The 24,666-nt window shown below is 68.0% G+C and carries 24 protein-coding genes and 1 pseudogene; 19 read left to right on the plus strand and 6 right to left on the minus strand.

Annotated elements, in window-relative coordinates; all coding sequences use genetic code 11:
* Window positions 1–13: 13 nt before the first annotated feature.
* From xrtQ to AC1DYK_RS18360, 13 genes are all read left to right on the plus strand, one after another.
* Window positions 14–892: an exosortase Q gene (gene xrtQ / locus AC1DYK_RS18300; protein WP_478167603.1), complete on the plus strand. Its 879-nt coding sequence runs from the start codon at window positions 14–16 to the stop codon at window positions 890–892.
* A complete protein-coding gene (locus AC1DYK_RS18305; protein ID WP_478167604.1) occupies window positions 873–1,445 on the plus strand; it encodes a hypothetical protein in 573 nt (190 codons plus the stop codon). Before xrtQ ends, AC1DYK_RS18305 begins: the two co-directional genes overlap by 20 nt.
* Window positions 1,446–1,460: 15 nt before the next feature.
* Window positions 1,461–2,747 (plus strand): biosynthetic peptidoglycan transglycosylase, encoded by a 1,287-nt coding sequence (locus AC1DYK_RS18310; RefSeq protein ID WP_478167605.1) that lies wholly within the window; start codon window positions 1,461–1,463, stop codon window positions 2,745–2,747.
* Window positions 2,748–2,834: 87 nt separating this feature from the next.
* A complete protein-coding gene (locus AC1DYK_RS18315; protein ID WP_478167606.1) occupies window positions 2,835–3,947 on the plus strand; it encodes an ABC transporter ATP-binding protein in 1,113 nt (370 codons plus the stop codon).
* A 73-nt stretch (window positions 3,948–4,020) separates the two neighbouring features.
* On the plus strand, window positions 4,021–5,292 hold the full coding sequence (locus AC1DYK_RS18320) for an ABC transporter substrate-binding protein (RefSeq protein WP_478167607.1): 1,272 nt from the start codon (window positions 4,021–4,023) through the stop codon (window positions 5,290–5,292).
* Window positions 5,289–6,224, plus strand: a complete 936-nt coding sequence (locus tag AC1DYK_RS18325; protein ID WP_478167608.1) for an ABC transporter permease — start codon at window positions 5,289–5,291, stop codon at window positions 6,222–6,224. Before AC1DYK_RS18320 ends, AC1DYK_RS18325 begins: the two co-directional genes overlap by 4 nt.
* Window positions 6,225–6,284: 60 nt before the next feature.
* Window positions 6,285–7,175, plus strand: a complete 891-nt coding sequence (locus AC1DYK_RS18330) for an ABC transporter permease (RefSeq protein WP_478167609.1) — start codon at window positions 6,285–6,287, stop codon at window positions 7,173–7,175.
* A 13-nt stretch (window positions 7,176–7,188) separates the two neighbouring features.
* The gene (locus tag AC1DYK_RS18335) at window positions 7,189–7,920 is read left to right on the plus strand and encodes an aspartate/glutamate racemase family protein (RefSeq protein WP_478167610.1); all 732 of its coding nucleotides are present in this window, start codon (window positions 7,189–7,191) and stop codon (window positions 7,918–7,920) included.
* A 65-nt stretch (window positions 7,921–7,985) separates the two neighbouring features.
* Window positions 7,986–8,891, plus strand: coding sequence for a pirin family protein (locus tag AC1DYK_RS18340; RefSeq protein WP_478167611.1), 906 nt, complete (start codon window positions 7,986–7,988; stop codon window positions 8,889–8,891).
* A 176-nt stretch (window positions 8,892–9,067) separates the two neighbouring features.
* Window positions 9,068–9,631: a Spy/CpxP family protein refolding chaperone gene (locus tag AC1DYK_RS18345; RefSeq protein WP_478167612.1), complete on the plus strand. Its 564-nt coding sequence runs from the start codon at window positions 9,068–9,070 to the stop codon at window positions 9,629–9,631.
* A 231-nt stretch (window positions 9,632–9,862) separates the two neighbouring features.
* Window positions 9,863–10,591 carry an endonuclease/exonuclease/phosphatase family protein gene (locus AC1DYK_RS18350; RefSeq protein ID WP_478167625.1) on the plus strand — a complete coding sequence of 243 codons (729 nt, stop codon included), beginning with the start codon at window positions 9,863–9,865 and terminating at the stop codon, window positions 10,589–10,591.
* Window positions 10,588–11,847 (plus strand): cardiolipin synthase ClsB, encoded by a 1,260-nt coding sequence (clsB, locus tag AC1DYK_RS18355; RefSeq protein WP_478167613.1) that lies wholly within the window; start codon window positions 10,588–10,590, stop codon window positions 11,845–11,847. Before AC1DYK_RS18350 ends, clsB begins: the two co-directional genes overlap by 4 nt.
* The gene (locus AC1DYK_RS18360; RefSeq protein ID WP_478167626.1) at window positions 11,847–12,854 is read left to right on the plus strand and encodes a lysylphosphatidylglycerol synthase domain-containing protein; all 1,008 of its coding nucleotides are present in this window, start codon (window positions 11,847–11,849) and stop codon (window positions 12,852–12,854) included. Before clsB ends, AC1DYK_RS18360 begins: the two co-directional genes overlap by 1 nt.
* Here AC1DYK_RS18360 and AC1DYK_RS18365 read toward each other — a convergent pair.
* Window positions 12,842–13,414 (minus strand): acyloxyacyl hydrolase, encoded by a 573-nt coding sequence (locus tag AC1DYK_RS18365; protein ID WP_478167614.1) that lies wholly within the window; start codon window positions 13,412–13,414, stop codon window positions 12,842–12,844. The genes AC1DYK_RS18360 and AC1DYK_RS18365 overlap by 13 nt on opposite strands.
* 184 nt (window positions 13,415–13,598) lie before the next feature.
* Here AC1DYK_RS18365 and AC1DYK_RS18370 point away from each other — a divergent pair, with 184 nt between their 5' ends.
* The 3 genes from AC1DYK_RS18370 to AC1DYK_RS18380 all read left to right on the plus strand — a co-directional run bounded on the left by AC1DYK_RS18370 (window position 13,599) and on the right by AC1DYK_RS18380 (window position 15,068).
* Complete coding sequence (locus tag AC1DYK_RS18370; RefSeq protein WP_478087370.1) at window positions 13,599–14,096, plus strand: polyhydroxyalkanoate granule-associated phasin; 498 nt, start codon at window positions 13,599–13,601, stop codon at window positions 14,094–14,096.
* 127 nt (window positions 14,097–14,223) lie between these two features.
* On the plus strand, window positions 14,224–14,640 hold the full coding sequence (locus AC1DYK_RS18375) for a MerR family transcriptional regulator (RefSeq protein ID WP_478167615.1): 417 nt from the start codon (window positions 14,224–14,226) through the stop codon (window positions 14,638–14,640).
* Window positions 14,637–15,068, plus strand: coding sequence for a PaaI family thioesterase (locus AC1DYK_RS18380; protein WP_478167616.1), 432 nt, complete (start codon window positions 14,637–14,639; stop codon window positions 15,066–15,068). The genes AC1DYK_RS18375 and AC1DYK_RS18380 overlap by 4 nt, the downstream gene beginning before the upstream one ends.
* Window positions 15,069–15,184: 116 nt before the next feature.
* Here AC1DYK_RS18380 and AC1DYK_RS18385 read toward each other — a convergent pair whose 3' ends face one another.
* Both AC1DYK_RS18385 and AC1DYK_RS18390 read right to left on the minus strand, forming a co-directional pair.
* The gene (locus tag AC1DYK_RS18385) at window positions 15,185–16,363 is read right to left on the minus strand and encodes a metallophosphoesterase (RefSeq protein WP_478167617.1); all 1,179 of its coding nucleotides are present in this window, start codon (window positions 16,361–16,363) and stop codon (window positions 15,185–15,187) included.
* A 96-nt stretch (window positions 16,364–16,459) separates the two neighbouring features.
* Entirely contained in the window at window positions 16,460–16,945 is a 486-nt protein-coding gene (locus AC1DYK_RS18390) for a hypothetical protein (protein WP_478167618.1), read from the minus strand.
* Between the two features lie 267 nt (window positions 16,946–17,212).
* On the opposite strand from AC1DYK_RS18390, the gene AC1DYK_RS18395 reads away from it, so the two are divergent.
* Complete coding sequence (locus AC1DYK_RS18395) at window positions 17,213–18,448, plus strand: MFS transporter (protein WP_478167619.1); 1,236 nt, start codon at window positions 17,213–17,215, stop codon at window positions 18,446–18,448.
* Window positions 18,449–18,452: 4 nt separating this feature from the next.
* Here the strand turns inward: AC1DYK_RS18395 and gyrB are convergent, their stop codons facing one another.
* The 3 genes from gyrB to dnaA form a co-directional block, all read right to left on the minus strand.
* Window positions 18,453–21,071, minus strand: coding sequence for a DNA topoisomerase (ATP-hydrolyzing) subunit B (gene gyrB / locus AC1DYK_RS18400; protein ID WP_478167620.1), 2,619 nt, complete (start codon window positions 21,069–21,071; stop codon window positions 18,453–18,455).
* Between the two features lie 146 nt (window positions 21,072–21,217).
* Complete coding sequence (gene dnaN / locus AC1DYK_RS18405) at window positions 21,218–22,324, minus strand: DNA polymerase III subunit beta (protein ID WP_478157682.1); 1,107 nt, start codon at window positions 22,322–22,324, stop codon at window positions 21,218–21,220.
* A gap of 269 nt (window positions 22,325–22,593) precedes the next feature.
* Window positions 22,594–23,973 (minus strand): chromosomal replication initiator protein DnaA, encoded by a 1,380-nt coding sequence (gene dnaA / locus AC1DYK_RS18410; RefSeq protein WP_478167621.1) that lies wholly within the window; start codon window positions 23,971–23,973, stop codon window positions 22,594–22,596.
* Window positions 23,974–24,293: 320 nt separating this feature from the next.
* Here dnaA and rpmH point away from each other — a divergent pair, with 320 nt between their 5' ends.
* The gene (gene rpmH, locus AC1DYK_RS18415) at window positions 24,294–24,428 is read left to right on the plus strand and encodes a 50S ribosomal protein L34 (protein WP_007834827.1); all 135 of its coding nucleotides are present in this window, start codon (window positions 24,294–24,296) and stop codon (window positions 24,426–24,428) included.
* Window positions 24,429–24,500: 72 nt separating this feature from the next.
* A pseudogene (locus AC1DYK_RS18420) lies at window positions 24,501–24,666 on the plus strand (ribonuclease P protein component); the annotation flags it as partial.

Below are 24,666 nucleotides of genomic sequence, written 5' to 3' on the forward strand. Positions count from 1 at the left end.
AAAAACCATGACGATGACACTTGCCTCACTCGCAAGCCGCCACCCGCGCCTCGTCGAGGCCGGGATCCGGCTCGACCGCGCGCCGGCCCTGGGCTGGCTCGCGCTGCAGGCCGCCGCGCTGGCGCCGACCTGGCTCTGGATGGGACAGCGGATGCTGGACCGCTCCGACGATCCGCTCGGCCTGCTGGCGCTCGCGGCCCTGGGTGTGCTGGTCGCCGCGCTGCGACGCGAGTTGCGCGCCGCGCCACGCCTCGGCTGGATGGCGCTGGCCGCGGCGGCCACGCTGGCCGCCACGCTGGGCCGCACCGGCGTCGGCCCGCTGCCCTCGCTGCCGCCCCTGGCCGCCGCGCTCATCGCCATGCTGGCGCTGGCCTGTGCCTTGCTGGCCTTCCTGCCGCGACAGGTCGCCTCGTGGCCGGTCGCCGGGCTGGCGGTGCTGGCGCTGCCGCTGCTGTCCTCCCTGCAGTTCTATGCCGGCTATCCGCTGCGCGTGATCACCGCCGAGGCCAGCCGCTGGCTGCTGGCACCGGGCTTCGACGTCGCGCGCGAAGGCAGCAGCCTGTGGATCGAAGGCCAGCTGGTCATCGTCGATGCACCCTGCTCGGGCGTGCAGATGGTCTGGCTCGGCTATTTCACGGCCTGCGTGGTCGCACTCTGGGCCCGGCGCGACGACCGTCTCTTCCTGGCACGGCTGCCGGCCGTCGGCCTGCTGGTGCTGGCCGGCAACATCGTGCGCAACAGCGTGCTGGTGGCGCTCGAAGCCACCGGCCATGCGCCCGCGGCCTGGCTGCACGATGCCTTCGGCCTGGCGCTGCTGGCCGGGGTCTGCGGCGGCATTGCATGGGTGATGACCACTTCCCGAGGAGACCGCCATGGCCATCCCGTTGCTTGAGCGCTGCTTCGCCAACCGCTTCGTGCACCGCATCCTGCACAAGGCGGTGTTCGCGCTCGCGATGCTGCTCTGCCTGGCCTGGTCGGGCAGCTCGGCGCTGCATCGATCGACGCCGGGCGCTGCCGCCGCCGTCTTCCATGAATGGCCCAGCGAGTGGGACGGTGCGCCGCTGCGGCCGCTGGCGATGAGCGCCGTCGAACGCCGCTTCGCCGAACGCTTTCCGGGCGCCATCGCGCGCCTGACCGACGGCGAACAGGTGCTGGTGCTGCGCCAGGTGAACGCCCCGACCCGCATGCTGCATCCGGCCGCCGACTGCTACCGCGCCCTGGGCTACGGCATCGCCCAGGCCCGTCTGGAGCGCGACCTGCACGAACGACTGTGGCGTTGTTTCGTCGCCGAACGCGGCGCCAGGCAAAAAATCAGGGTCTGCGAGCGCATCGTCGACGCCGGGGGCGATGCTTTCACCGACACTTCAGCCTGGTACTGGGCGGCGGCCAGCGGCCGCTCGAGCGGCCCGTGGCAAGCTGTGACCCTGGCGAGACAGATCGAATGACAGAGTGAGAGTGATTTGCTGAAAAAAGCGCTGGTTTACCTGCTTTTCGCGACCCTGGCCCTGGTGCTGACTGCGGCGGTCGCGGTGTTCCTGATCCTCAGGCTGGCGCTGGCGCCCGGGCCCGACGAGTGGCCGGCACGCATCCAGGCCGGCCCGGTGGCGATCGATGTCGGCGTACCGACCGCGATCCGCCTGGCCACCTCGACCTGGTTCGCGCCCTGGCTGGCCGGCCGAACGCTGGACACCGCCCACGGCCCGGTCCGGTTCGGCTGGAACGCGGCGACCGAAACCCTGGAACTCCGCTGCGCGCCCTGCAGTGCCACGGTGCCGGCGCTGGGCAGCCAGCCGATCCGGCTCGACAGCCTGCGGGGCACGGTGCGCCGCGACGCCGGCACGCTCGGCGGCGTGCTCGAGGCCGCGCCGCCCGGACGGCTGGCGGCGGCGGCAGGCGGCAGCGACGACGGCATCCTGCATGCCCGCTGGAACGGCCGGCTGTCGCAGAAGGCCCTGACGATCGACATCCATGTGCCCGAAACGCCCATAGTGCGCTGGTACGCGGCGCTGGCGCCCGGCCTGGCGGAGCTGCAACGCGCCCGCATCGGCGGCACCCTGGCGCTGAACGCCCAGGTGGTGCTGCCCGCCGGCACCTTCACGCTGCAGCCGCGCATCGCCGACTTCACGGTCGAAGGCTTGGGCACCGAGGCGATCGCCAACGCGCGCAGCAGCAGCTGCGGCGCACCGAGCCGGCTCGGCAACGAGAGCTGGCTGGCGCGCGCCGTGATCGCGGCCGAAGACCAGCGCTTCTTCACCCATCCGGGCTACGACATCGTCGAGCTGACGGCCTCGCTCGAAATCAACCAGAAGGCCGCCAAGGCCGAGCGCGGCGGCAGCACCGTGACCCAGCAGCTCGCCAAGATGCTGGTGACGGGCGGCGAGCAAAGCGCCGACCGCAAGCTGCGCGAACTGCTCTACGCGGTCGAGATGGAACAGACGCTGGGCAAGGCGCGCATCCTGCAGCTCTACCTCGACAACGCGCCCTGGGGCGCCCAGATCTGCGGCGCCGAAAAGGCGGCGCGCACCTATTTCAAGCGCTCCGCGCGCAACCTCGAGCCGGCGCAGGCGGTCTGGCTGGCCGCCATGCTGAACAACCCGGCCGCCGCGGTACGCAAGTGGCAGGCGGATGGAAACATCAACGTCGACCGCGCCAAGTGGGTGGCCGAAGGCGTGCGCGGCATCAGCAAGCCGCAGCGCGACGCCCTGCTGCGCAGCGTGGCCGCGGCCCGCTTCGCACCACCACCCTGACGCGGCCCGCGGCACGCACCAACTCGGCGCGACGACAGGCCGGCGGCAGGCCGGCTCGCTGGCACATGTCTTGCGATGGCATCCGCAATGGATGCTGTCTCCGCCCCCCCGCCCGCAGCCGTTGAAATCGTCGCGCTGAGCAAGCGCTACGCCGCCGGCGCCCCGCCCGCGGTCGACCAGATCGACCTGCGCATCGCCAGCGGCAGCTACTGCTGCCTGCTGGGCCCCTCGGGCTGCGGCAAGAGCACCACGCTGCGCATGGTCGCGGGCCACGAGTCGGCCTCCGGCGGCGACATCCTGCTGGACAACCGCAACATCACGAACCTGCCGGCCGCGGCGCGCGGCACCGCGATGATGTTCCAGAGCTTCGCGCTGTTCCCGCACCTGTCGGCGCTCGACAACGTCGCCTTCAGCCTCAAGATGAAGGGCGTCTCGAAGACCGAACGCCACAAGCGCGCGGCCAACCTGCTCCAACGGGTCGCGATGGGGCACCTGGCCGAGCGCAAGCCGGGCGAGCTGTCGGGCGGCCAGCAGCAGCGCGTGGCGCTGGCGCGGGCCCTGATCACCGAACCCCGTGTGCTGCTGCTCGACGAGCCGCTGTCGGCGCTCGACCCCTTCCTGCGGATCCAGATGCGCGCGGAGCTGCGCCGCTGGCAGAAGGAGCTCGGCCTCACCTTCATCCACGTCACGCACTCGCAGGAGGAGGCGATGGCACTGGCCGACACCATGGTGGTGATGAACAACGGCCTGATCGAGCAGGTCGGCTCGCCGCACGAGGTCTACAACCATCCTGCCAGCGAATTCGTGGCTCGCTTCATGGGCGGCCACAACGTGTTCGCGCTCGACGACGGGCTGGTCGCGGTGCGCAACGACCACATGCGGATCGCGCCCGCGGGCGCCGTCGGCGGCGACACCGGCCTGCCCGCGCACGTGACCGATGTCGAGTACCAGGGCACCTACGTGCTGCTGGGCCTGCGCCTCACGGGCGTGCGCCCGGAGTTCAGCAGCGTGTCGGTGCTGCTGACCGAGAAGGACTTCGCCGCCCGCAGCCACGCGGTCGGCGAGAGCGTGCGCCTCTCGTGGGCCGAGGCCGACGCGCGGACGCTGGGCCCCGGCGCCACGCGCCCCGAAGCGCGTGGTGGCGGCACGCCGCCTGCCGGGCGCGCGCCGATGGCGGCCCTGGCGGCGATGGCGGCGTGACAGCGCCCGCCACGCACGCCTCTGCATTTCGGTTCTTCCACTTTCTTCACCACCGGCTTCCAGGAGACCTCCCATGTCCAAAAAGATCGAAACCCCCTCCACCGGCGTGCAGCGCCGCGCGCTGCTGCAGGGCACCGCGGGCATCCTCGCGGCGGGCGTGTTCCCGGCCATCCATGCGCAGGAGAAGATCGTGCTGCGCTACCTCGGCACCGCGGTCAACCAGGACAAGGCGATCGCCGAGAAATTCAAGGCCGACACCGGCATCGAGATCCAGTACGTGGCCGTCACCACCGACGACGTCACCAAGCGCGCCGTGACCGCGCCGAACAGCTTCGACCTGATCGACACCGAGTACTTCTCGCTCAAGAAGATTGTGCCCACCGGCAACCTCAAGGGCATCGACACGCGGCGCGTGAAGAACGCCGACAAGATCACCTCGCTGTTCACCAAGGGCGAGGTCGCGGGGAAAAAGGTCGGCGACCAGGGCACGGCGCCGATCAAGGTGATCTTCCTCGAGGGCGAGAAGAGCAAGGCCTTCTCGAAGACGCCGACGCAGTTCATGTCGCTGATCCCGACCACCTACAACGCCGACACGCTGGGCATCCGGCCCGACCTGATCAAGCGTCCGATCGGCTCCTGGGCCGAACTGCTGAACCCCGAGTTCAAGGGCAAGGCGGCGATCCTCAACATCCCCTCGATCGGCATCATGGACGCGGCGATGGTGGTGGAGGCCAAGGGCATCCACAAGTACGCCGACAAGGGCAACATGACCAAGGCCGAGATCGACCTGACGATCAAGACCCTGATCGAAGCGAAGAAGGCGGGCCAGTTCCGCGCCCTGTGGAAGGACTTCAACGAGTCGGTCAACCTGATGTCCTCGGGCGAGGTCGTGATCCAGTCGATGTGGTCGCCGGCCGTGACCGCGGTGCGCAGCAAGGGCATCGCCTGCACCTTTCAGCCGCTCAAGGAAGGCTATCGCGCCTGGGCCTCGGGCTTCGGCCTGCCGGCCACGCTGTCGGGCAAGAAACTCGACGGCGCGTACGAATTCATCAACTGGTTCCTCGACGGCTGGGCCGGCGCCTACCTGAACCGCCAGGGCTACTACAGCGCCGTGCTGGAAACCGCCAAGGCCAAGATGGAACCCTACGAGTGGGCCTACTGGATGGAAGGCAAGCCGGCGACGCAGGACATCAGGAGCCCGCAGGGCGACGTCATCGCCAAGGCCGGCGCGCTGCGCGACGGCGGCAGCTACGAGGAGCGCATGGGCGGCATCGCCTGCTGGAACGCCGTCATGGACGAGAACGAATACATGGTAAAGAAATGGAACGAATTTGTGGCGGCATGAGCTCGCCCCCCCAGGTTGGCTCACTGCGTGTAGCCGGCCACGCCACATCGCCGCCCACCAGACCCATCAAGGCCTGGTGGCAGGCGGCGCCGTTCGGGCTCGTGTTCCTGCTGTTCTTTCTGATCCCGCTGGCGCTGATCGCGATGGTCAGCCTGTGGAACTTCAACGAGTACGAACTGATCCCGGCGGTCTCGCTGCGCAACTACCTGAGCATCTTCGAAGGGTGCTCGCACCTCACAGACAACGGCGACTTCTGCGTCACCTTGTCGACCTACATCAGCACGCTGAAGTTCTGCCTGCTGGTCTGGGGCATCACGCTCCTGGTCGGCTTCTCGGTGGCCTACTTCCTGGCCTTCCACGTGCGCTCGCCGGGCATGCAGACGCTGCTGTTCGTGCTGTGCACGGTGCCCTTCTGGACCTCCAACGTCATCCGCATGATCTCGTGGGTGCCGCTGCTGGGGCGCAACGGGCTCGTGAACCAGGGGCTCATGGGCATGGGCCTGGTCGACACGCCGGTCGAGTGGCTGCTGTTCTCGGACTTCTCGGTGGTGCTGGCCTTCGTGCACCTCTACACGATGTTCATGATCGTGCCGATCTTCAACTCGATGATGCGCATCGACCGCTCGCTGCTCGAAGCCGCCAGCGACTCGGGCGCTTCGGGCTGGCAGACGCTGTGGAACGTGATCGTGCCGCTGTCGCGCACCGGCATCCTGATCGGCTCGATCTTCGTCATCACGATCGTGATGGGCGACTTCGTCACCATCGGCGTGATGGGCGGCCAGCAGATCGCCTCGGTCGGCAAGATCATCCAGGTCCAGACCTCGTACCTGCAGTTCCCGCTGGCGGCGGCCAACGCGATGATTCTCTTGGCGGTGGTGCTGATGATCATCTGGGGTCTGACGCGACTGGTCGACATCCGAAAGGAACTCTGACATGAGCCGCACGGCCGCTCCGAAGGCGAATACCGAAGCGCTGCTGCGCGGAGGTTTCCTATGAGCCAACGCATCGGTGAACAGCGCAGCCCGGGGTTCCGGCCTTTGGCCATCGTCTTCGCGCTGTTCGTGGTCTTCCTCTACGGCCCGATGGTCACGATCTTCGTGCTGAGCTTCCAGGGCCCCGAGGGCGGCCTCACCTTTCCGCTGCGCGGCGTCTCGCTGCACTGGTTCCGCAAGCTCGCCGAAGGCTTGGGCACCGTCGACATCGGCGCCGCCTTCGGGCGCTCGCTGATGCTCGGTGCGGTGGTGATGCTGTGCACCGTGCTGCTGTCGGTACTGGCCGGCCTGGCCTTCCGCAAGCGGCTCAAGGGCGGCAACGCGTTGTTCTTCGTCACCGTGGCGAGCCTGATCATGCCGTCGATCATCGTGTCGCTGGGCATCGGCCTGCAGTTCCGGCTGCTCGACAATGGCCTCAAGGGCGCACTCGGCGCCTTGGGTGCCACCGGCACGCTCGAGAACTACGGTACCGCGCTCGGGCTCCTCACCTCGGCGCTCGGCGCCCACCTGACCTGGACGCTGCCCTTCGGTCTGCTGATCATGTTCGCGGTCTTCAACCGCTTCAATCCCGCCTACGAGGAAGCCGCGCGCGACCTCGGCGCGACGCCGTGGCAGAGCTTCCTGCACGTCGTGCTGCCGCTGATCGGGCCGTCGGTGGTCGGCATCGGCATGTTCGGTTTCACGCTGAGCTGGGACGAGATCGCGCGCACTTCGCAAGCCATCGGCGATGTCAACACGCTGCCGCTCGAGCTGCAGGCGCTGACCTCCACCGTGACCACGCCATCGATCTACGCGCTCGGCACGGTGACCACCGTCGTGTCCTTCGCCGTGATGGCGCTCGCGCTGGGAACCGCCGCCTTGCTGCGCCCACGCGCGAAGCGCGCACGCTGATGCAGGCCCGCCCATGACCCGTCTGCTGGTGATCAACCCGAACACCTCCGCCTCGGTGAGCGTCCTTCTGCAGCAGCATCTGCAGGCGCAACTCGGCAACGCGGCGAGCGTCCGCACGGTCACCGCCCGCTTCGGCGCCCCCTACATCGCCAGCGAGGCCACCTACGCGGTGGCGCAGCACGCGGTGCTCGACGCCTGGGCCGCGGCACACGCGCACGGCGAGCGGCCCGATGCCATCCTGATCGGCTGCTTCGGCGACCCGGGGCTGTTCGCATTGCGCGACGGCGCCGGCGTGCCGATCGGCGGCCTGGCCGAAGCCGCCTTCGCTGCGGCGACACGGCACGGCCGTTTCGCCATCGTGACCGGCGGCGAACGCTGGCGGCCGATGCTCGGGCGGCTGGCATCCTCGCTCGGCTGCTCGGCCTCGCTGGCCGGCATCCACACGGTGGCGCCGACCGGCGCCCAACTCGCCGAGGACCCCGCCGGCGCCCGCGCCCTGCTGGCCGAGGCCTGCCGCGAGGCCGCGCTGCGCTTCCAGGCGCAGGCCGTGATCCTCGGCGGCGCCGCCCTGGCCGGCATCGCCGCCGACATCGCCGATTCGGTTCCGGTGCCACTGATCGACAGCGTGAGCGCAGGCGGCGCGTGGGCGCTCGAGGCCATCCGGATCGGCACGGCGCCCGCCGCCGCCGCGGGATTCGGCGTGGCCTGGCAGAGCGTGTCCTGGGAACTCGAGGCGCTGGGCTGACCGGCCCGATGTCTGCTACAGCCCCACCGGCGGCGCGGTCGCCTCAACCGTGCCACCATGCCGCCATGAGCCACCCCTCCCACGCCCACCCCACCCACGCGGTCGAACCGGCGTCGCTCGCCCGGCCGCGCGGCATCGACCAGATCGTCGCCGGCGTCTCGACCAGCGACGGCGATGGCGTCAAGCTCACGCGGGTGCTGCACCAACCCTTGCAGCAGCGGCTCGATCCCTACCTGATGCTCGATGCCTTCGGCAGCGACAACGCCGGGGACTACATCGGCGGCTTCCCGAGCCACCCGCACCGCGGCTTCGAAACCGTGACCTACATGATCTCGGGGCGCATGCGCCACCGCGACAGCGCGGGCCATGAAGGCCTGCTCTCGAACGGCGGCGTGCAATGGATGACCGCCGGCCGCGGACTGGTGCACAGCGAGCTGCCCGAGCAGGAAGAGGGTCTCATGGAAGGCTTCCAGCTCTGGCTCAACCTGCCGGCCAGGGACAAGATGCGGGAGCCCTGGTATCGCGACATCCAGAGCCCCGAGATCCCCGAATTCACCACCCCGTCCGGTACGCACGTGCGTGTCATCGCGGGCCACAGCCACGGCGTCAAGGGTGCGATGCAGCGCGAACATACCGAGCCGCTCTACCTCGACATCGAACTGCCTCCCGGTGCCGAATTCGCCCAGCCGCTGCCGGACGACCACAACGCGCTGGTCTATGTCTTTCGCGAGTCGCTCTACATCGGCAACAGCGAGATCCCGACCAAGCGCATGGCGATCCTCGCCAACGAGCCCGGCAGCGACGGCGCCGTACTGCGTGCGCCGGCGTCCAACCACAGTCCGGCACGCGCCCTGCTGATCGCCGGCAAGCCGCTGCACGAACCGATCGCCCAGTACGGCCCTTTCGTGATGAACACGCGCGAGCAGGTCACGCAGGCGATGCACGACTTCCAGAACGGCAAGCTGGGCTGAGGCGCGCCGAAACGCACGCGCCCTGGACCGCCACCGCCGCTGGCAACGCGGCGCAGCGCCTTCATCTATCTTTACCCGCGCTAACCCCGGGCTCACGGTCGCGATACATGCGGTCGCCACACTTGGCTTCACCTGCTGCCCATCGGCGGCGGGCTTCTTCGAAAGGAAGCACTGTCATGATCCCGTCCCGCAAGAAATTCCTCCTGGCCGGCTTGCTGGCCTCCGCCACCTTCGCCTGCTCGGGCGCCTTCGCCCAGGCCCCGGTGACGCCGCCGCCGGCCGCCGAGGCGCAGACCGGCGCACAAGCCCCGGCCAAGCCGCCCCACGACCGCGCCGACCACGCCCAGCGCCTGGAGCGCATGCAGGCGCAGCACGCCAAGCGCCTCGCGGCGCTGAAGGAAAAGCTGAAACTCACGCCGGCCCAGGAAGGCGCCTGGAGCAGCTTCACGGCGGCCCAGCAGCGGCCGTCCCGTCCCATGGGTCAAGCCGATGCCGAACGCGCCGAGTTCGCCAAGCTGACGACACCGCAGCGCCTCGACCGCATGCAGGCGCGCCAGGCCGAGCGCAGCGCGATGTTCGCCAAGCGGGCCGATGCGACGCGCAGCTTCTACGCGACGCTGACGCCGGAGCAGCAGAAGACCTTCGATGCGGAATCGATGCCTCGCTTCGGTGCGCACGAGGGTCACGGCGGCCCTGGCGGGCATCGCCATCATTCCGCCCCGCCGCCCGCCAAGAGCTGATACGGCCCCATGCGGAACCAAGCCCCCGGCGCTCGCGCGCAGGGGGCTTTTACCCATGGTCGCCGCAGACGTCGACGGCGAAGCGGTCAGGACGCTGCCCGTCCCGCGCAAGCCGGCGAAGAAGGTGGTGCGTTCCTACAGCCGCGGCACAGCCTCGGGCTTACAACGAAGGCTGTGAAGCCCACCTCCCATTCGGCCGTCGCGGCGGCCACTTCGACCTCGCTCAAGGTCATGACCGTGAACACCCACAAGGGCTTCACGGCGCTGAACCGCAAGTTCATCCTGCCGGAACTGCGCGAGGCGGTACGCACGGTGGGCGCCGATGTGGTGTTCCTGCAGGAAGTGCTGGGCACCCACTCGCGCCATTCGCGCAAGATCGACAACTGGCCCGAGGCGCCGCACTACGAGTTCCTGGCCGACACCATGTGGCCGCAGTTCGCCTATGGCCGCAACGCGGTGTATCCCAGGGGGCACCACGGCAACGCCGTGCTGTCGAAGTTCCCGATCGTCCACTACCGCAACCATGACATCTCGATCGTCGGTCCGGAGAAGCGCGGCCTGCTGCATTGCGTGCTGCGGCTGCCGGCACGGCCGATCGACGTCCACGCGATCTGCGCCCACCTCGGGCTGGCCGAAACGCACCGCCTGCAGCAGCTCGAACTGCTGTGCCACATCGTGCGCGACGAGGTGCCGGCGGATGCGCCGCTGATCGTGGCCGGCGACTTCAACGACTGGCGCGGCCGCGCGCACGAGATCCTCGCGCAGGGCGCATTGCTGCGCGAAGTGTTCGTGCAGGCCAACGGCAGCGCCGCGAGGACCTTTCCCGCGCGCTTTCCGATGCTGCCGCTGGACCGAATCTACGTGCGCAACGCCAGCGCGCATTCGCCGGTCGTGCTGCCGCGCAAGCCCTGGTCGCACCTGTCGGACCATACGCCGCTGGTGGCGGAGATCGCGCTGTGAGCGGCTACGCCGAAGACACCCAGGCCGCTGGCCGACGCTGGACCGAAGGCAACCGCGTCGCATTGCTGGAGAACGGCGAGCAGTTCTTCCCGCGCGTGTTCGGAGCCATCCGCGAGGCCCGGCGCGAGGTCGTCGTCGAGACCTTCATCCTGTTCGAGGACAAGGTCGGCGAGCAACTGCACGCCGCCCTGCGCGCGGCGGCTGCGCGCGGCGTGAAAGTCGACCTGATGATCGACGGCTTCGGCTCGCCCTCGCTGTCGCCCGGCTTCATCCGCGGGCTGACCTCCGCGGGCGTCCAGGTGCGGGTGTTCGATCCGGGCCGGCGCTTCTTCGGCCAGCGGTTCAACGTCCTGCGGCGCATGCACCGCAAGATCGTGGTCATCGACGGCGAGCTCGCCTTCGTCGGAGGGATCAACTATTCGGCCGACCACCTGCTCGACTTCGGCCCCAAGGCCAAGCAGGACTACGCGGTCGAGCTCGCCGGTCCGATCGTCTCGGAGATCCACCGCTTCGTGCTGCAAGCGATCGCGATCGGCGGCAAGGGCCCGGGCTGGTACCGGCGCCGGCTCAAGGCCGCGGTGCACGACAATACCGCGCCGGCGGGAGAGGCCGCAGCGCAGTTCGTGACCCGCGACAACCGCCGCCACACGAACGGCATCGAGCGCCACTACCTCGCCACCATCCGCAGTGCGCGGCATCGCATCGTGATCGCCAATGCCTACTTCTTCCCCGGCTACCGGATGATCAAGGAAATGCGCCGCGCCGCGCGGCGCGGGGTCGACGTCCGGCTGATCCTGCAGGGCGACCCCGACATGCCGATCGCTAAGGCGGCCGCCCGCCTGCTCTACCACCACCTGCTGCACGCCGGCGTGCGCATCTACGAGTACTGCGAGCGCCCGCTGCACGGCAAGGTGGCGCTGGCGGACGACGATTGGAGCACCGTCGGCTCGAGCAACCTGGACCCGCTGAGCCTGACGCTGAACCTCGAAGCGAACGTGATCGTTCGCGACCGATCCTTCAACCAGGCGCTGTGGGAGCGGCTCGATGCGCTGATGCGGAACAAGTGCAAGCGGGTCCAGCCCTCGGACCTGGGCGAATGGAGCAGCTGGCGGCTGGTGCGCAGCTTCTTCGTCTTCCACCTGCTGCGCTGGTATCCCTCCTGGGTCGGCTGGCTGCCGCGCCATGCGCCGCGGCTGGAGCCGCTCGAGACGCCCGAGGCGAAAGACGCCGGCGCCACCCGGACGGACAGGGCATGATGGCCCGCCGGCCCGCAGCGGGCGACGCCGCGCCACCATGGCCGAAGGCAGCCGGAGCCTGGGCGCGCCTGCGGCGGATCGCCGCCTGGCTCTTCTTCGCGGTCGTGCTCGTACTCATCGTGCGCCAGGCCCGCACGATCGACTGGGGCGAGGTGCTCGACGCGCTGCGCGACATCCCGCTACCCGCGCTGCTCGCAGCCGGCGCACTCGCAGGCTGCAGCCACCTGCTCTACAGCACCTTCGACCTCCTCGGCCGACGCATGACCGGCCACCGGCTCGGCACTCGCGTGGTGATGCGCGTCACCTTCATCAGCTACGCCTTCAACCTCAACCTCGGCGCGCTGATCGGCGGCGTCGCGTTCAGGTACCGGCTCTACTCGCGCCTCGGCCTGGACAACGCCACGATCACGCGCTTGCTGGGCTTCAGCATGCTGACCAACTGGATCGGCTACCTGGTGCTCGCCGGCGCGGTGTTCTGCTTCTGGCCGATGACGCTGCCGCCCGAATGGCACCTGGACGGCGAGGGGCTGCGCATCCTGGGCGCCCTGCTGCTGGTCGCGGGCATCGCCTACCTGGGCCTTTGCGCCATCGCGCGCGAGCACACCTGGCGCATCCGCGGCCACGAGCTCGACACGCCGTCGCTGCGCATGGCGCTGCTTCAACTCCTGCTCTCGGCCGCCAACTGGTCGCTGATGGGCGGCGTCGTCTGGCTGCTGCTGCTGCACCAGTTGCCCTACCCGGAAGTGCTCGCGGTGTTCCTGGTCGCCGCGGTGGCGGGCGTCATCACCCACGTGCCGGGCGGGCTGGGTGTGCTGGAGGCCGTCTTCCTGGCGCTGCTCGGGCACCGGCTGCCGCAGGGCACGCTGCTGGGCGCCTTGCTCGCGTACCGGGCGATCTACTACCTCGTGCCGCTGACTCTCGCCGCGCTGGCCGTCGTGGCCACCGAGTGGCGTGTCAGAAAGCTGCGCCGCGCCGGTGCAGCGACTGACGACGATCAGAAGCGATAGAGGTAGCGCACCTGCACGAAGGTCTCGCCCGGGTTCGGCGACTTGATGGCGGCATTCGAGAAATGCTGCAGCCGCAGCGACAGCTCGTGCTCGCCCTGGCCGCCGAAGCTGCGCCCGACGCCGAACTGTTCCGTGAACTGGAAGGTGGTGCTGAACTCCCGGTCGACGGTGCGGTAGAGGTGGTTCATCACAGTCCCGCCGATGCCGGCCTCGACGAACCAGGGCGAATCGCCCTGGTCGAAGCGATAGCGCCAGTTGGCGATCACGCCGAGCTGGGCGTAGTTCCGCTTGTCCGCGCCGTGCGGGCGCGGGGCGCGCCACTGGCTCACGAAGAAATCCCAATAGAACGACACGGCGCCGCTCTGGACCTGAGGCCAGTGCGTCCACGGCACCACCGCCCCGAGCGTCAGCGAATCGGTATTGGCATTGCTGTGGAGAGCCTGCCCGAGATCGATGTAGATGCCCGGCGCGCTGTCCTGCGGAGCCGCTGCGGCAGCGAGGGAAAGCGACAGGCATCCTGCACACGGCAGCAGCTTGACGCAGCGCGGCATGTTGGTCATTGATCTAGGCTTGCGTTTTAAAAGCGAATGTAACAAGCACCGCAAACTTTGTGTCAGGCATGTCTCGACATTTCACCCGGCCGAGGGGTAGGACGAGAACCCCAATTCAATGCTGCAGTGCAGCAAAACGGGGCCTGGAGGTCTATAGTCGGATCAGTTCCACGAACACCGTCCAAAGACCTCCATGACTCCCAGCTTCTCTTCGCCGCGCTTCTTCAACCCGCTCATGCTGTGGGTCGACGTGGCCTTGAAGACCCACGAGATGCTGCTGTCGTCCGGCTCGGTGATCCAGATGCGCACCGAGCGCATGGCGAAGGCCGGGCTCCTGCCGAGCGAGGTCGATCTCGCCGAATTCCAGCTCATGAGCCACGAAAAGCTCGCGGCGGCGAGCGAATCGGGGGCCGCCATGGCCAACCAGCTGCACACCACCCAGTTCGCGCTCGTGAATCGCGCCGTGAAGCACTGGTTGAGCAGCGGCGCGGCCCTGTTTTCCCTGGCCACCAGCACCACGACGGCCCAGGCCGTGGGCCATGCCGAAGCCTTCGGCAGCGCCGCCGCCCGTTCGGCCGAGGCGGTGAGCCAACTGTCCAGCGCGAGCGCGCGCATCGCGCAACGCGGTCTCAAGCCGATCCACGCCAAGGCGACCTCCAATGCGCGCCGGCTCTTCGCCGAGCAGGCCTGAGAGAGCCCCCGACACGCCGACACTTCCGGTCCTCGCGGCCGGCGCCGAACTCTGAAGCGACGCCGGGCGGAGAATAAATCCGGCCGCCCCAAGCTTCGCGCAACGCGAGGCTTGCTAGCCTTCGCACATGCGGATTTCCGAACTCGCCCAACGCGCCGGCGTCACGGTGCATGCGCTTCGCCACTACGAGCGGATGGGCCTGCTGCTGCCGGCACGCACGGCGTCGGGCTACCGCGACTATCCGGAATCGATGCGCCGCGAAGTCGTGTTCATCGCCATGTCGCGGCGCATCGGCTTCTCGCTGCAGGCCATCGGAGAACTGCTGCCGGCCTATCGCGCCGGCCGCCTGAGCATCGCCACCATGACCGAGGCGCTGCAGGACCGCGCCAACGCGCTGGAGCGCCAGATCACCGAACTGCAGGCGCAGCGCAGCCAGGTTCTTGAACACGCATCCTGGTTGCACGAGCAGGACCGCCGGCAACGCGCCCGGACCCGGCCCCCCACCCCCTGGCCGAAGACGGCCGCTCGAAAGGACAGGAAATGACCACCTCACACCTCCAGCAGCTCGAACGCGCCGTGCTCGCGATGCCGATGGCGCGCACGCTGGGCCTTCGTTTTATCCGACTCGCCCGCGGCGAGGTCGAGCTCGAGATCCCGATCGCCGAAGCCTTCACCTTCCGCCCCGGCCAGCTCCAGGCCACGCCGGTCTTCGCCGTGGCCGATTTCGCCGCGGTCGGTGCTGCCGGCAGCGTGCTGCCCGAGGGCTGGATCAACGCGACCGTCGACGCCACGCTGAAACTGGTGGCGCCCGCCGTCGGCGCGGCGTTGCGCGCCAGGGGCCGCGTGGTCAGCGCCGGCAAGCTGCTCACCGTCTGCGCGGCCGACGTGTTCGCGGTCGATGCCGACGGCAACGAAACGCTCTGCGCCACGCTGCTCGGCAGCGCGCGCAACATCAAGCCCGCAGCAGCTTGAAGCTCAGGCCGGCGCCGGGCCGCCAGCGCGGCGAAGTCCGCGCTTCGCACGGACGGGCGGCCTGCTGCTTCCCCCTTGGGGGGCAGCGAGTACACGAAGTGACGGAGCGTGGGGGCTCAAGCCTGCACCAGCCGCAACAAGGTGATCTCCGACGGGGCGCCGAAGCGTTTGGGCGGGCCCCAGTAACCGGTGCCGCGACTGGTGTAGACCCACATCTCCTGCAGCTTGTGCAGGCCGGCCGTGAAAGGCTGCTGCAACGGCACGAACAGGTTCCATGGGAAGAACTGGCCGCCGTGCGTGTGACCGGAGAGCTGCAGGTGGTAGCCGGCGCCGGCGGCGTCCGGCGCGCTGCGCGGCTGGTGGGCCAGCAGCACCCGCGTGTGCACCAGCGGCGGCGCGTCGAACAGGGCGCCATAGGGGTCGCTCGCATGCGCCGCATCGAAATGGCCCGCCGTGTAGTCGGTCACGCCCGCCACCAGCAGCGCGCTTTCGTGCACTTCCTCGTCGGTCTGGGCGCCCTTCACGTTGCGCGTCTGCAGCACCACGTGCTCGTTGAGCAGCACGCGCAGGCCGAGCCGGCGCAACTCCTCGATCCAGGCATGCGCACCGGCGTAGTACTCGTGGTTGCCGGTCACCACGAAGGTGCCGTGCCGTGCCTTGAGTTGCTGCAGCGGTGCGATATGGTCGCGCAGTTCGGCCACCGTGCCGTCGACCAGGTCGCCGGTGATCGCGACCATGTCGGCACCCAGCGCGTTGACCGCATTCACGATGCGCTGGATGTAGCCGCGCTTGATCGTCGGCCCGACGTGAATGTCGCTGAGCTGCACGATCGTGAAACCGCTCAGCGCCGAAGGCAGGTCGCGGATCGGCACGTCGACCCGCACCACGCCCGCCGTGCGCCGCGCGTTCAGCAAGCCGACCAGGGAGGTCGCACTCGCCACCAGCGGCACGGCCGCGGCGCTCCAGACACCCCAGCGCGCCCAGTCGACGGTCGCACCCGACGCGGCCGCGCCGAGCCAACCGAGCAGCAGACCCGCATCGCGCAACAGCGTGAGCAGGATCATCGACGAGAACCAGCCCATGCTGATGAGCCCGATCCACTTCCAGACGTCGGCGAACTGCGGTCTTTCGGAACGCATGCCGACGAAAGGCAGCGGCATGGTCGCGGCCGACACGAGCAGCGCCGCCAGCAGCACCGGCTGCGCGAACGGCAGGCCCGCCAGCGCCGGCCACAGCCGCAGGCCGATGTAGACGTGCAACAGCGTGGTGAGAAGAATGAGGGGGCGAAACGGCATCGGGGCCCAGAAAGACGGGCAGCGCCCGGCCCCTCCATGTTGGAGCGAACGCTCCACATTCAAGGCCCCTTGCCGGGCGCCAGCCGCAGGTTCGGTTTACCTGACGGAGGCTTGTTGTTCGGCGCGGGGGAGGCCCATCGCGGCGGCAAAATCGACGTTCGAGGGCCAGACGAACATGACCTTCGAGCTCAGGCCGTTGAACACGGTCAGCGGCTGCTGCAGCGTGATCCCGGCCAGCGTGGCCTCGACCTCGTAGGCGCCGGGGTCGAGCCGTGCCAGCATGATCGGTGCGCCGGTGGCCGCCTCCATCACCAGCCGGCCGGAATAGCGATCGCGAACCACGACCTTCACGTCGCTCGGAAACTGGCCCGGCTTGCCGCGGCTGACCGCGAACTCCAGGGTGGCGGCCCAGCGCGGCGCCACCGTCTCCATGAAGCTCGCCTCGGCGCTGCTCTTGCCGCCGCACATGTATTCGATGCCCTGGGCAATTCGGATCGGCGGATTCGTCAACGCCTGCGCCGAAGTGAATGCACCGAGGATCGCCAGGGCCGCTGCGGGCCGCCAAAACCGGATCGGGGTCATTGCTCTGCTGTCCTTGCTCATGAATGGCGATTGCTCGCCGGCAATTCTCCTTAGCAAGAGTCGGGCTAGGCATAGCGTTTACACGCAGTGGCGCCGCCGAGACGCACCAAGAACGAAAAACGCAAGACAACCGACGGTTTTCATTGTTGGCGAACCGGAAATTGAGATGTTCTGCGGGACGCTTCGGGGCCTGCGATCCACGGCCAGACTCGATGGCCTCGCAACAAAGCTCCGGAAGCCGCGCCCAAGCCGCTTCCCGCCGCCCTCATGAACGCACCCTGCTCCCCTTGCGCGGATACGCTGGCCCCCGCCGCCGATTCGTCGCGCTCCGCCTGGCTCGCGGTCGGCTCCATCGCCGTCGGCACTTTCGCGATGGTCACGACCGAATTCCTGCCGATCGGCCTGCTGACCGACATCGGCGCCGGCCTGCAGGTCAGCGACGGCACGGCCGGCCTGATGGTCACGATGCCGGGGGTGCTCGCCGCCTTCGCCGGACCGGCGCTGATCGTCGCCTCGGGCCGCCTCGACCGCCGCACCGTCATGGTGGCGCTCACGGCGCTGCTGGTCGCTTCCAACCTGCTGGCCGCCTTCGCGCCCGACTTCACGACCATGCTGGTGGCCCGGCTGATGCTGGGCCTGTGCGTCGGCGGCTTCTGGACCTTCGCGCCGAGCGCCGCCACGCAACTGGTGGCGCCGGGCTCCCAGGCACGCGCCATGTCGCTGGTGCTCGCCGGCGTTTCGGTGGCCACCGTGCTCGGCGTGCCGGCCGGGGCACTGGTCGGCACGCTGGCCGGCTGGCGCGCGGCCTTCGGTGTCACGGGCGGTCTGGCCGCGATCGTGCTCGCGGTGCAGATCTGGCTGCTGCCCGCGATGCCGCCGGCCCGTGCCATCCGGCCGCGCGACCTGCTCACGCCGCTGACCCGGCGCATGGCGCAGGTCGGATTGCTGGCCGTGCTGTTCCTGGTCGCCGGGCACTTCGCGGCCTACACCTACCTCAAGCCGTTGTTGCAGCAGGTCTTCGGACTGGGCTCGGGCCCGGTCACGGCCTTGCTGCTGGCCTACGGCGCGGTCGGCTTCGTCGGCACCTTCATCGGCGGCAGCCTGGTCGCGCGCAACGTGCGCTCCGCCGTGCTGCTGGCTGCCGTGCTGCTGGCCACCGCGCTGCTGCTGTCGACGGTGGTGGGCAGCGGCTTCGCGGCCGGCGCAGCAGTGGTCATCACCTGGGGCGTCGCGTTCGGCATGATCCCGGTCGCGCTGACCGGCTGGATGATGGAAGCCGTGCCCGATGCACCCGAAGCCGGCCAGGCGCTGCTGGTCAGCGGCTTCCAGGTGGCGATCGCCTCCGGCGCCCTGCTCGGCGGCCTCGCGGTCGACGGCTGGGGCATCTCGACCGCGATGCTGCTGAGCGGCGCGCTGGTGCTGGTGGCTGCGGGGGTCGTGGGCGGACTCGGGCGGGCGCCCGGCCGGGTGGCGCTGACCGCCTCGGCCGAACGCCGCAGCTGAACGCTCAAACGTCGATGTTCGCGGCCCTGAGCGCGTTCTGCTCGATGAACTCGCGCCGCGGTTCGACCTCGTCGCCCATCAGCATCGTGAACACGCGGTCGGCCTCGATCGCGTCGTCGATCTGCACCCGCAGCAGCCGGCGCACCGCCGGGTCCATCGTCGTTTCCCACAGCTGCTCGGGGTTCATCTCGCCCAACCCCTTGTAGCGCTGGCGCGCGGTCGCGTTCTCGGCCTGGCCGATCAGCCAGCGCATCGCTTCGCGGAAATCGTTGACCTTTTCCTCCTTGGCGCGCTCGCCTTCGCCGCGCTTGACCACGGCGCCCTCGCCCAGGAGGTCGCGGAAGGTCTTGGCGGCCTCGGCCAGCGCCGCGTAGTCGGCGCCATGGACGAAGTCCTGCGTCAGCACGCTGCTCTTGATGTTGCCGTGATGGCGGCGGCTGATGCGCAGGAGCGGCTTGTCGGTACGGGTGTCGAATTCGCTCGACACATCGGCCGGCGCGCCGGTGGTGTTGAGTTCGCGCAGCTTGTTCTGCAGCGCCACGGCCGAGGCCTCGGCGCTGGCGGTGGTGTCGAGGTCGAGCGAGACGCCGTCGGCGATGGCGCGCAGCGCCGCCGCATCGAGGAACACACCGAGCCGCGCGATCACGGCCTCGGCGAGCTGGTGCTTGCGCGCCAGTTCAGCCAGCGTGTCGCCGCTGAGGGTCGTCGGGCTCGCGCCGCCGGTGGCGACGCTGGCGTCCTTCAGCGCCACCTTGAGCAGGAAGGCGTCGAGCGCCGGCCCGTCCTTGAGGTACTGCTCTTCCTTGCCGACCTTGACCTTGTACAGCGGCGGCTGGGCGATGTAGATGTGGCCGCGCTCGACCAGCTCGGGCATCTGCCGATAGAAGAAGGTCAACAGCAGCGTGCGGATGTGGGCGCCGTCGACGTCGGCGTCGGTCATGATGATGATGCGGTGGTAGCGCAGCTTGGCGACATTGAAGTCGTCGGCGCCGCCGCCCGAGGTCGTCGCGCCGGCCCGGCCGATGCCGGTGCCGAGCGCCGTGATCATGGTCAGGATTTCGTTGCTGGTCAGCAGCTTCTCGTAGCGCGCCTTCTCGACGTTCAGGATCTTGCCGCGCAGCGGCAGGATGGCCTGGAACTTCCGGTCGCGGCCCTGCTTGGCGGAACCGCCGGCGGAATCGCCCTCCACCAGGTAGACCTCGCACAGCGCCGGGTCCTTTTCCTGGCAGTCGGCCAGCTTGCCCGGCAGGCCCATGCCGTCGAGCACGCCCTTGCGGCGCGTCATCTCGCGCGCCTTGCGCGCCGCTTCGCGCGCCCGCGCCGCCTCGACGATCTTGCCGCAGATGATCTTGGCGTCGTTCGGACGCTCCTGCAGGTAGTCGGACAGCAGCCGGCCGACGATGTCTTCCACCGGCGCGCGCACCTCGCTCGACACCAGCTTGTCCTTGGTCTGGCTCGAGAACTTGGGCTCGGGCACCTTCACGCTCAGCACGCAGCACAGGCCCTCGCGCATGTCGTCGCCGGTGACCTCGACCTTGGCCTTCTTGGCCAGCTCGGTTTCTTCGATGTACTTGTTGATGACCCGGGTCATCGCGGCGCGCAGGCCGGTCAGATGGGTGCCGCCGTCACGCTGCGGAATGTTGTTGGTGAAGCACAGCACCTGCTCGTTGTAGCCGCTGTTCCACTGCATTGCGACCTCGACGCCGATGTGGGTGCCGGGGATGCCGCCGTAGGTCTCGGCGGGCTTCTCGCCGGCGGCGTAGAACACGTTCGGGTGCAGGACGGTCTTGCCCTTGTTGATGAACTCGACGAAGCCCTTGACGCCGCCGGCGCCCGAGAAATCGTCCGACTTGCCGGTGCGCTCGTCGAGCAGGCGGATCCGCACGCCGTTGTTCAGGAAGCTCAGCTCGCGCAGCCGCTTGCTGAGGATCTCGTAGTGGAAATCCGCGTTTTCCTTGAAGATCTCCGAGTCGGGCAGGAAGTGCACCTCGGTGCCGCGCTTCTCGGTCTCGCCCGTGACTTTCATCGGCGAGACCTCGACGCCGTTGACGACGTCGACGATGCGGTTCTGCACGAAGCCCTTGCTGAACTCCAGCGTGTGGACCTTGCCCTCGCGTCGCACCGTCAGGCGCAGCATCTTGCTCAGCGCGTTGACGCAGCTCACGCCCACGCCGTGCAGGCCGCCCGAGACCTTGTAGCTGTTCTGGTTGAACTTGCCGCCTGCGTGCAGTTCGGTCAGCGCGATCTCGGCTGCCGAGCGCTTGGGCTCGTGCTTGTCGTCCATCTTGACGCCGGTCGGGATGCCGCGGCCGTTGTCGGTGACTGAGACCGAGTTGTCGGTGTGGATGGTCACGACGATGTCGTCGCAATACCCCGCCAGTGCCTCGTCGATCGAGTTGTCGACCACCTCGAACACCAGGTGGTGCAGCCCGGTGCCGTCGGAAGTATCCCCGATGTACATGCCCGGGCGCTTGCGCACGGCCTCCAGCCCTTCGAGGATCGTGATGGAGCCTTCACCGTAGGTCGTGTCGGCCGGGATCACCTCGATCGGAATCGCGCTGTCGATTTCAGGGGTGTAAACCGGCTCGGTGTGCGGCACTTCCGGCTTGTTTTCTTCGCTCATCAGACTCTTTCTGTCGGTACAAGTGCTACCGCAATTTTCGGGAGATACCGCGGAACCGGCTCCGCCGGTCCGCTGGTATCGCCCCCTGCAAGGGGGTGGGCGGCTACACGCAGTGAGCCAACCTGGGGGTGTGCCAAATCCTTGTGCTAGATGCGCATTGGCATGACGACGTACTTGAACGACGCATTCTCGGGAATCGTCATCAGCACCGAGCTGTTGGAGTCGGCCAGGTCCAGCTTCACCATGTCCTGGCTCATGTTGGCCAGCGCATCGATCAGGTAGGTGACGTTGAAGCCGATCTCGATCGTGTCGCCGCCGTAGTCGATGTCGAGTTCGTCCTGCGCCTCTTCCTGCTCGGCGTTGTTCGAGGCAATGCGCAGGGTGCCGGGCTCGATGTTGAGCCGCACGCCCTTGAACTTCTCGCTGGTAAGGATCGCGGTGCGCTGCAGGCTGGCCAGCAGCGGCGCGCGGCCCAGCGTGACCGTGTTCTTGTGGGTCTTCGGAATCACGCGGTTGTAGTCGGGGAACTTGCCCTCGACCAGCTTGGTGACGAATTCCATGCCGCCGAAGCTGAACTTGGCCTGGTTGTTCGCGAACTGCATCTCGATCGCGCCTTCGGCGTCGGACAAGAGGCGCTGCATCTCGAGCACGGTCTTGCGCGGCAGGATCACTTCCTGGCGCGGCACTTCGACGTCGAGCATGGCCGAGGCGAAGGCCAGCCGGTGGCCGTCGGTCGCCACCAGGCTCAGCTGCTTGCCCTCGGCGACGAACAGGATGCCGTTGAGGTAGTAGCGGATGTCATGCACCGCCATCGCGAACGACACCTGGCCGAGCAGGTCCTTGAGCGTCTTTTGCGGCACGCTGAAGACCGGGCCGAAGTTGGCCGCTTCCTGGACCAGCGGAAAGTCCTCGGCCGGCAGCGACTGCAGCGTGAAACGGCTCTTGCCGCCCTTGAGCACCAGCTTGCTGGCGCTGGATTCGAGGCTCACGGTCTGGTCGGCCGGCATGGTGCGCAGGATGTCGATCAGCTTGCGCGCGCCGATGGTGGTCGTGAAGTTGCCCTCGTCGCCGCCAAGCTCGGCCTGGGTCCGGATCTGGATCTCGAGGTCGCTCGTGGTCAGCTGGATCTGGCCGCCGGTCTTGCGGATCAGCACGTTGGCCAGGATGGGCAGCGTGTGGCGCCGCTCCACGATCCCCGCCACCGATTGCAGGGCCGCGAGGACTTTGTCTTGTGTAGCCTTCAAAACGATCATTGTCTTACCTCTTCTTTATTTCTTTAATTCAAATTAGTAGTAGTAGATAAGGAACGCGCTGCGCTGTGGACAGGGGCATTTTCCGCTTTCGTGACAGGCACTTGCGGCAGCCGGCCGGCTGTGCGCAGCCGTGCTTTTTTGCTGTCGCGCCAAAGCGCACAACTTCGGACCGTACCTCCAGCCTGTGGACAAGTGCCTTTTTGCACCGGAACTGTCCACAGAGTTGTCCTTTGACAGGCCGCAGCGCTTCTGTACAGGGCGCTCACCGGTCAGCCTTTGAGGGTTTGTTCCAGCACGTGCAACTGCTGGTTGAGCTCGGTGAGCTGCTGGCGCTCGCCCGAGATCTTGCGCACCGCGTGCAGCACCGTCGTATGGTCGCGGCCACCGAACAGCTCGCCGATCTCGGGCAGGCTTTTCTGCGTGAGTTCCTTGGCCAGGTACATCGCGATCTGGCGCGGCCGGGCGATCGAGGCCGGCCGCTTCTTCGAGTACATGTCGGCGACCTTGATCTTGTAGTAGTCGGCCACCGTCTTCTGGATGTTCTCGACCGAGATCTGCCGGTTCTGGATCGACAGCAGGTCGCGCAGCGCCTCGCGCGCCAGCGCGATGGATATCTCTTTCTGGTTGAAGCGCGAGTAGGCCAGGATCTTGCGCAGCGCGCCTTCGAGCTCGCGCACGTTGGAGCGCACGTTCTTGGCAACGAAGAAGGCCACCTCTTCAGGCATCTCGGCGCTCTCGGCACGCGCCTTGTTGATCAGGATCGCGACGCGCATCTCGAGTTCGGGCGGCTCGATCGCGACAGTCAGACCCGAATCGAAGCGCGAAACCAGCCGCTCGTGAATATCCGCCAGACCCTTGGGATAGGTGTCGCTGGTCATCACGATGTGCGACTTCTTGGCCAGCAAGGCTTCGAAGGCGTTGAAGAACTCTTCCTGCGTCCGATCCTTGTTGGCGAAGAACTGGACGTCGTCGATCAGCAGCAGATCGAGCGAGTGGTAGCGCTCCTTGAACTCGTCGAAAGTCTTGCGCTGATAGGCTTTGACCACATCCGAAACGAATTGCTCCGCATGGATGTAGAGAACTTTGGAGTCCGGCCGGTCGGCGAGCAAGCGGTTGCCCACCGCGTGCATCAGGTGGGTCTTGCCCAGGCCGACACCGCCATAGATGAAAAGCGGGTTGTAGAGGTGGCCCGGCATGCCGGCCACGTGCATGGCGGCGGCGCGCGCCATGCGGTTCGCCGTGCCTTCCACCAGGGTGTCGAAAGTGAGGCCGGAGTTCAGCCGGTTCTTGAAAGCCGCAGCCGCCGGATCCTCGCCCGGCGCGGGCAGGTCGCGCGGCACGTCGGTTTCGGAAATCACGGCCATCGATACAGGCCTGGCAACGATTTCCCGAGGAGCGAGCGCTAACTCGATAATCACAGGCTGACCGTAGAGCTTCTCCGCCATGGCGGCGATCTTGCCGGCGTACTGGGCCCGGATCCAGTCGAGTTTGAAGCGGTTGGCCACGAAGACCGTGACCCGCGAAAGATCGTCCGCGACCCGTGCGGTCAGTGGTTTGATCCAGGTGTTGAATTGCTGTTCGGACAGCTCCTGTGCGAGCTGGTCGACACAGGCCTGCCAGAGGCTGTCGCCGATGCCGTCACTCGGCATGGGTGCTCTGAAAAGTGGTTTGTCCCTCAGCCATCTCTCGTCTTGATATTGTGGATAGTCGCACCCGCGATGCGCCCTCGATTCTAACTTGTCAAAACCTTATCCACACCGTTTCGGCGGTCGTTGAAGAGGCCGGGATCGGCGCCGGTGATTGTGGCGCGGACGAAACTTTGCGATAATCGCGGGTTTCCCTGAAAACCTCTTTGTGTGTTTCGGGGTATGTCCGTGTATCTGGGGGCCTCCCCGGAAAAAAACTGCCGACGGCCTTCGGGGCCCGGAGGCTCAAGCGCCGGCCTGGCCGGTGAATCAGGAAAATCATCATGAAACGCACTTATCAAGCTTCCAAAGTCCGCCGCGCCCGTACCCACGGTTTCCTGGTCCGCATGAAGACCCGCGGTGGCCGCGCCGTGATCAACGCACGCCGCGCCAAGGGCCGCAAGCGCCTGGCCGTCTAAGGCGCGCCGGCACCGTTGCCAGTCGACCCGCTGCCGCCCTCACCGTCCGACGGCGTCCCGCGGTTGGCTTCCATGCAGCGGCTCAAGACCCGCGCGCAGTTCCAGGCCGTCCTCGCAGGTGCCACCGTGGCGCGCACAGCCCACTTCGCACTGCACCGCTGCGCGCTCGCCGCGCCGGACGGGGTCGAGCCGCTGTTCGCCACCGAGGACGTGTGGCTCGGCGCGATGGTTCCCAAGC

It is taken from the genome of Variovorax sp. P2_H12, assembly GCF_056403395.1.

Coding starts and splice junctions, on each gene's coding strand:
- xrtQ (WP_478167603.1), top strand. CDS start 14: ATGACACTTGCCTCACTCGCAAGCCGCCACCCGCGCCTCGTCGAGGCC.
- AC1DYK_RS18305 (WP_478167604.1), top strand. CDS start 873: ATGGCCATCCCGTTGCTTGAGCGCTGCTTCGCCAACCGCTTCGTGCAC.
- AC1DYK_RS18315 (WP_478167606.1), top strand. CDS start 2,835: ATGGATGCTGTCTCCGCCCCCCCGCCCGCAGCCGTTGAAATCGTCGCG.
- AC1DYK_RS18320 (WP_478167607.1), top strand. CDS start 4,021: ATGTCCAAAAAGATCGAAACCCCCTCCACCGGCGTGCAGCGCCGCGCG.
- AC1DYK_RS18325 (WP_478167608.1), top strand. CDS start 5,289: ATGAGCTCGCCCCCCCAGGTTGGCTCACTGCGTGTAGCCGGCCACGCC.
- AC1DYK_RS18330 (WP_478167609.1), top strand. CDS start 6,285: ATGAGCCAACGCATCGGTGAACAGCGCAGCCCGGGGTTCCGGCCTTTG.
- AC1DYK_RS18335 (WP_478167610.1), top strand. CDS start 7,189: ATGACCCGTCTGCTGGTGATCAACCCGAACACCTCCGCCTCGGTGAGC.
- AC1DYK_RS18340 (WP_478167611.1), top strand. CDS start 7,986: ATGAGCCACCCCTCCCACGCCCACCCCACCCACGCGGTCGAACCGGCG.
- AC1DYK_RS18345 (WP_478167612.1), top strand. CDS start 9,068: ATGATCCCGTCCCGCAAGAAATTCCTCCTGGCCGGCTTGCTGGCCTCC.
- AC1DYK_RS18350 (WP_478167625.1), top strand. CDS start 9,863: ATGACCGTGAACACCCACAAGGGCTTCACGGCGCTGAACCGCAAGTTC.
- AC1DYK_RS18360 (WP_478167626.1), top strand. CDS start 11,847: ATGGCCCGCCGGCCCGCAGCGGGCGACGCCGCGCCACCATGGCCGAAG.
- AC1DYK_RS18365 (WP_478167614.1), bottom strand. CDS start 13,414: ATGACCAACATGCCGCGCTGCGTCAAGCTGCTGCCGTGTGCAGGATGC.
- AC1DYK_RS18370 (WP_478087370.1), top strand. CDS start 13,599: ATGACTCCCAGCTTCTCTTCGCCGCGCTTCTTCAACCCGCTCATGCTG.
- AC1DYK_RS18375 (WP_478167615.1), top strand. CDS start 14,224: ATGCGGATTTCCGAACTCGCCCAACGCGCCGGCGTCACGGTGCATGCG.
- AC1DYK_RS18380 (WP_478167616.1), top strand. CDS start 14,637: ATGACCACCTCACACCTCCAGCAGCTCGAACGCGCCGTGCTCGCGATG.
- AC1DYK_RS18385 (WP_478167617.1), bottom strand. CDS start 16,363: ATGCCGTTTCGCCCCCTCATTCTTCTCACCACGCTGTTGCACGTCTAC.
- AC1DYK_RS18390 (WP_478167618.1), bottom strand. CDS start 16,945: ATGACCCCGATCCGGTTTTGGCGGCCCGCAGCGGCCCTGGCGATCCTC.
- AC1DYK_RS18395 (WP_478167619.1), top strand. CDS start 17,213: ATGAACGCACCCTGCTCCCCTTGCGCGGATACGCTGGCCCCCGCCGCC.
- gyrB (WP_478167620.1), bottom strand. CDS start 21,071: ATGAGCGAAGAAAACAAGCCGGAAGTGCCGCACACCGAGCCGGTTTAC.
- dnaN (WP_478157682.1), bottom strand. CDS start 22,324: ATGATCGTTTTGAAGGCTACACAAGACAAAGTCCTCGCGGCCCTGCAA.
- dnaA (WP_478167621.1), bottom strand. CDS start 23,973: ATGCCGAGTGACGGCATCGGCGACAGCCTCTGGCAGGCCTGTGTCGAC.
- rpmH (WP_007834827.1), top strand. CDS start 24,294: ATGAAACGCACTTATCAAGCTTCCAAAGTCCGCCGCGCCCGTACCCAC.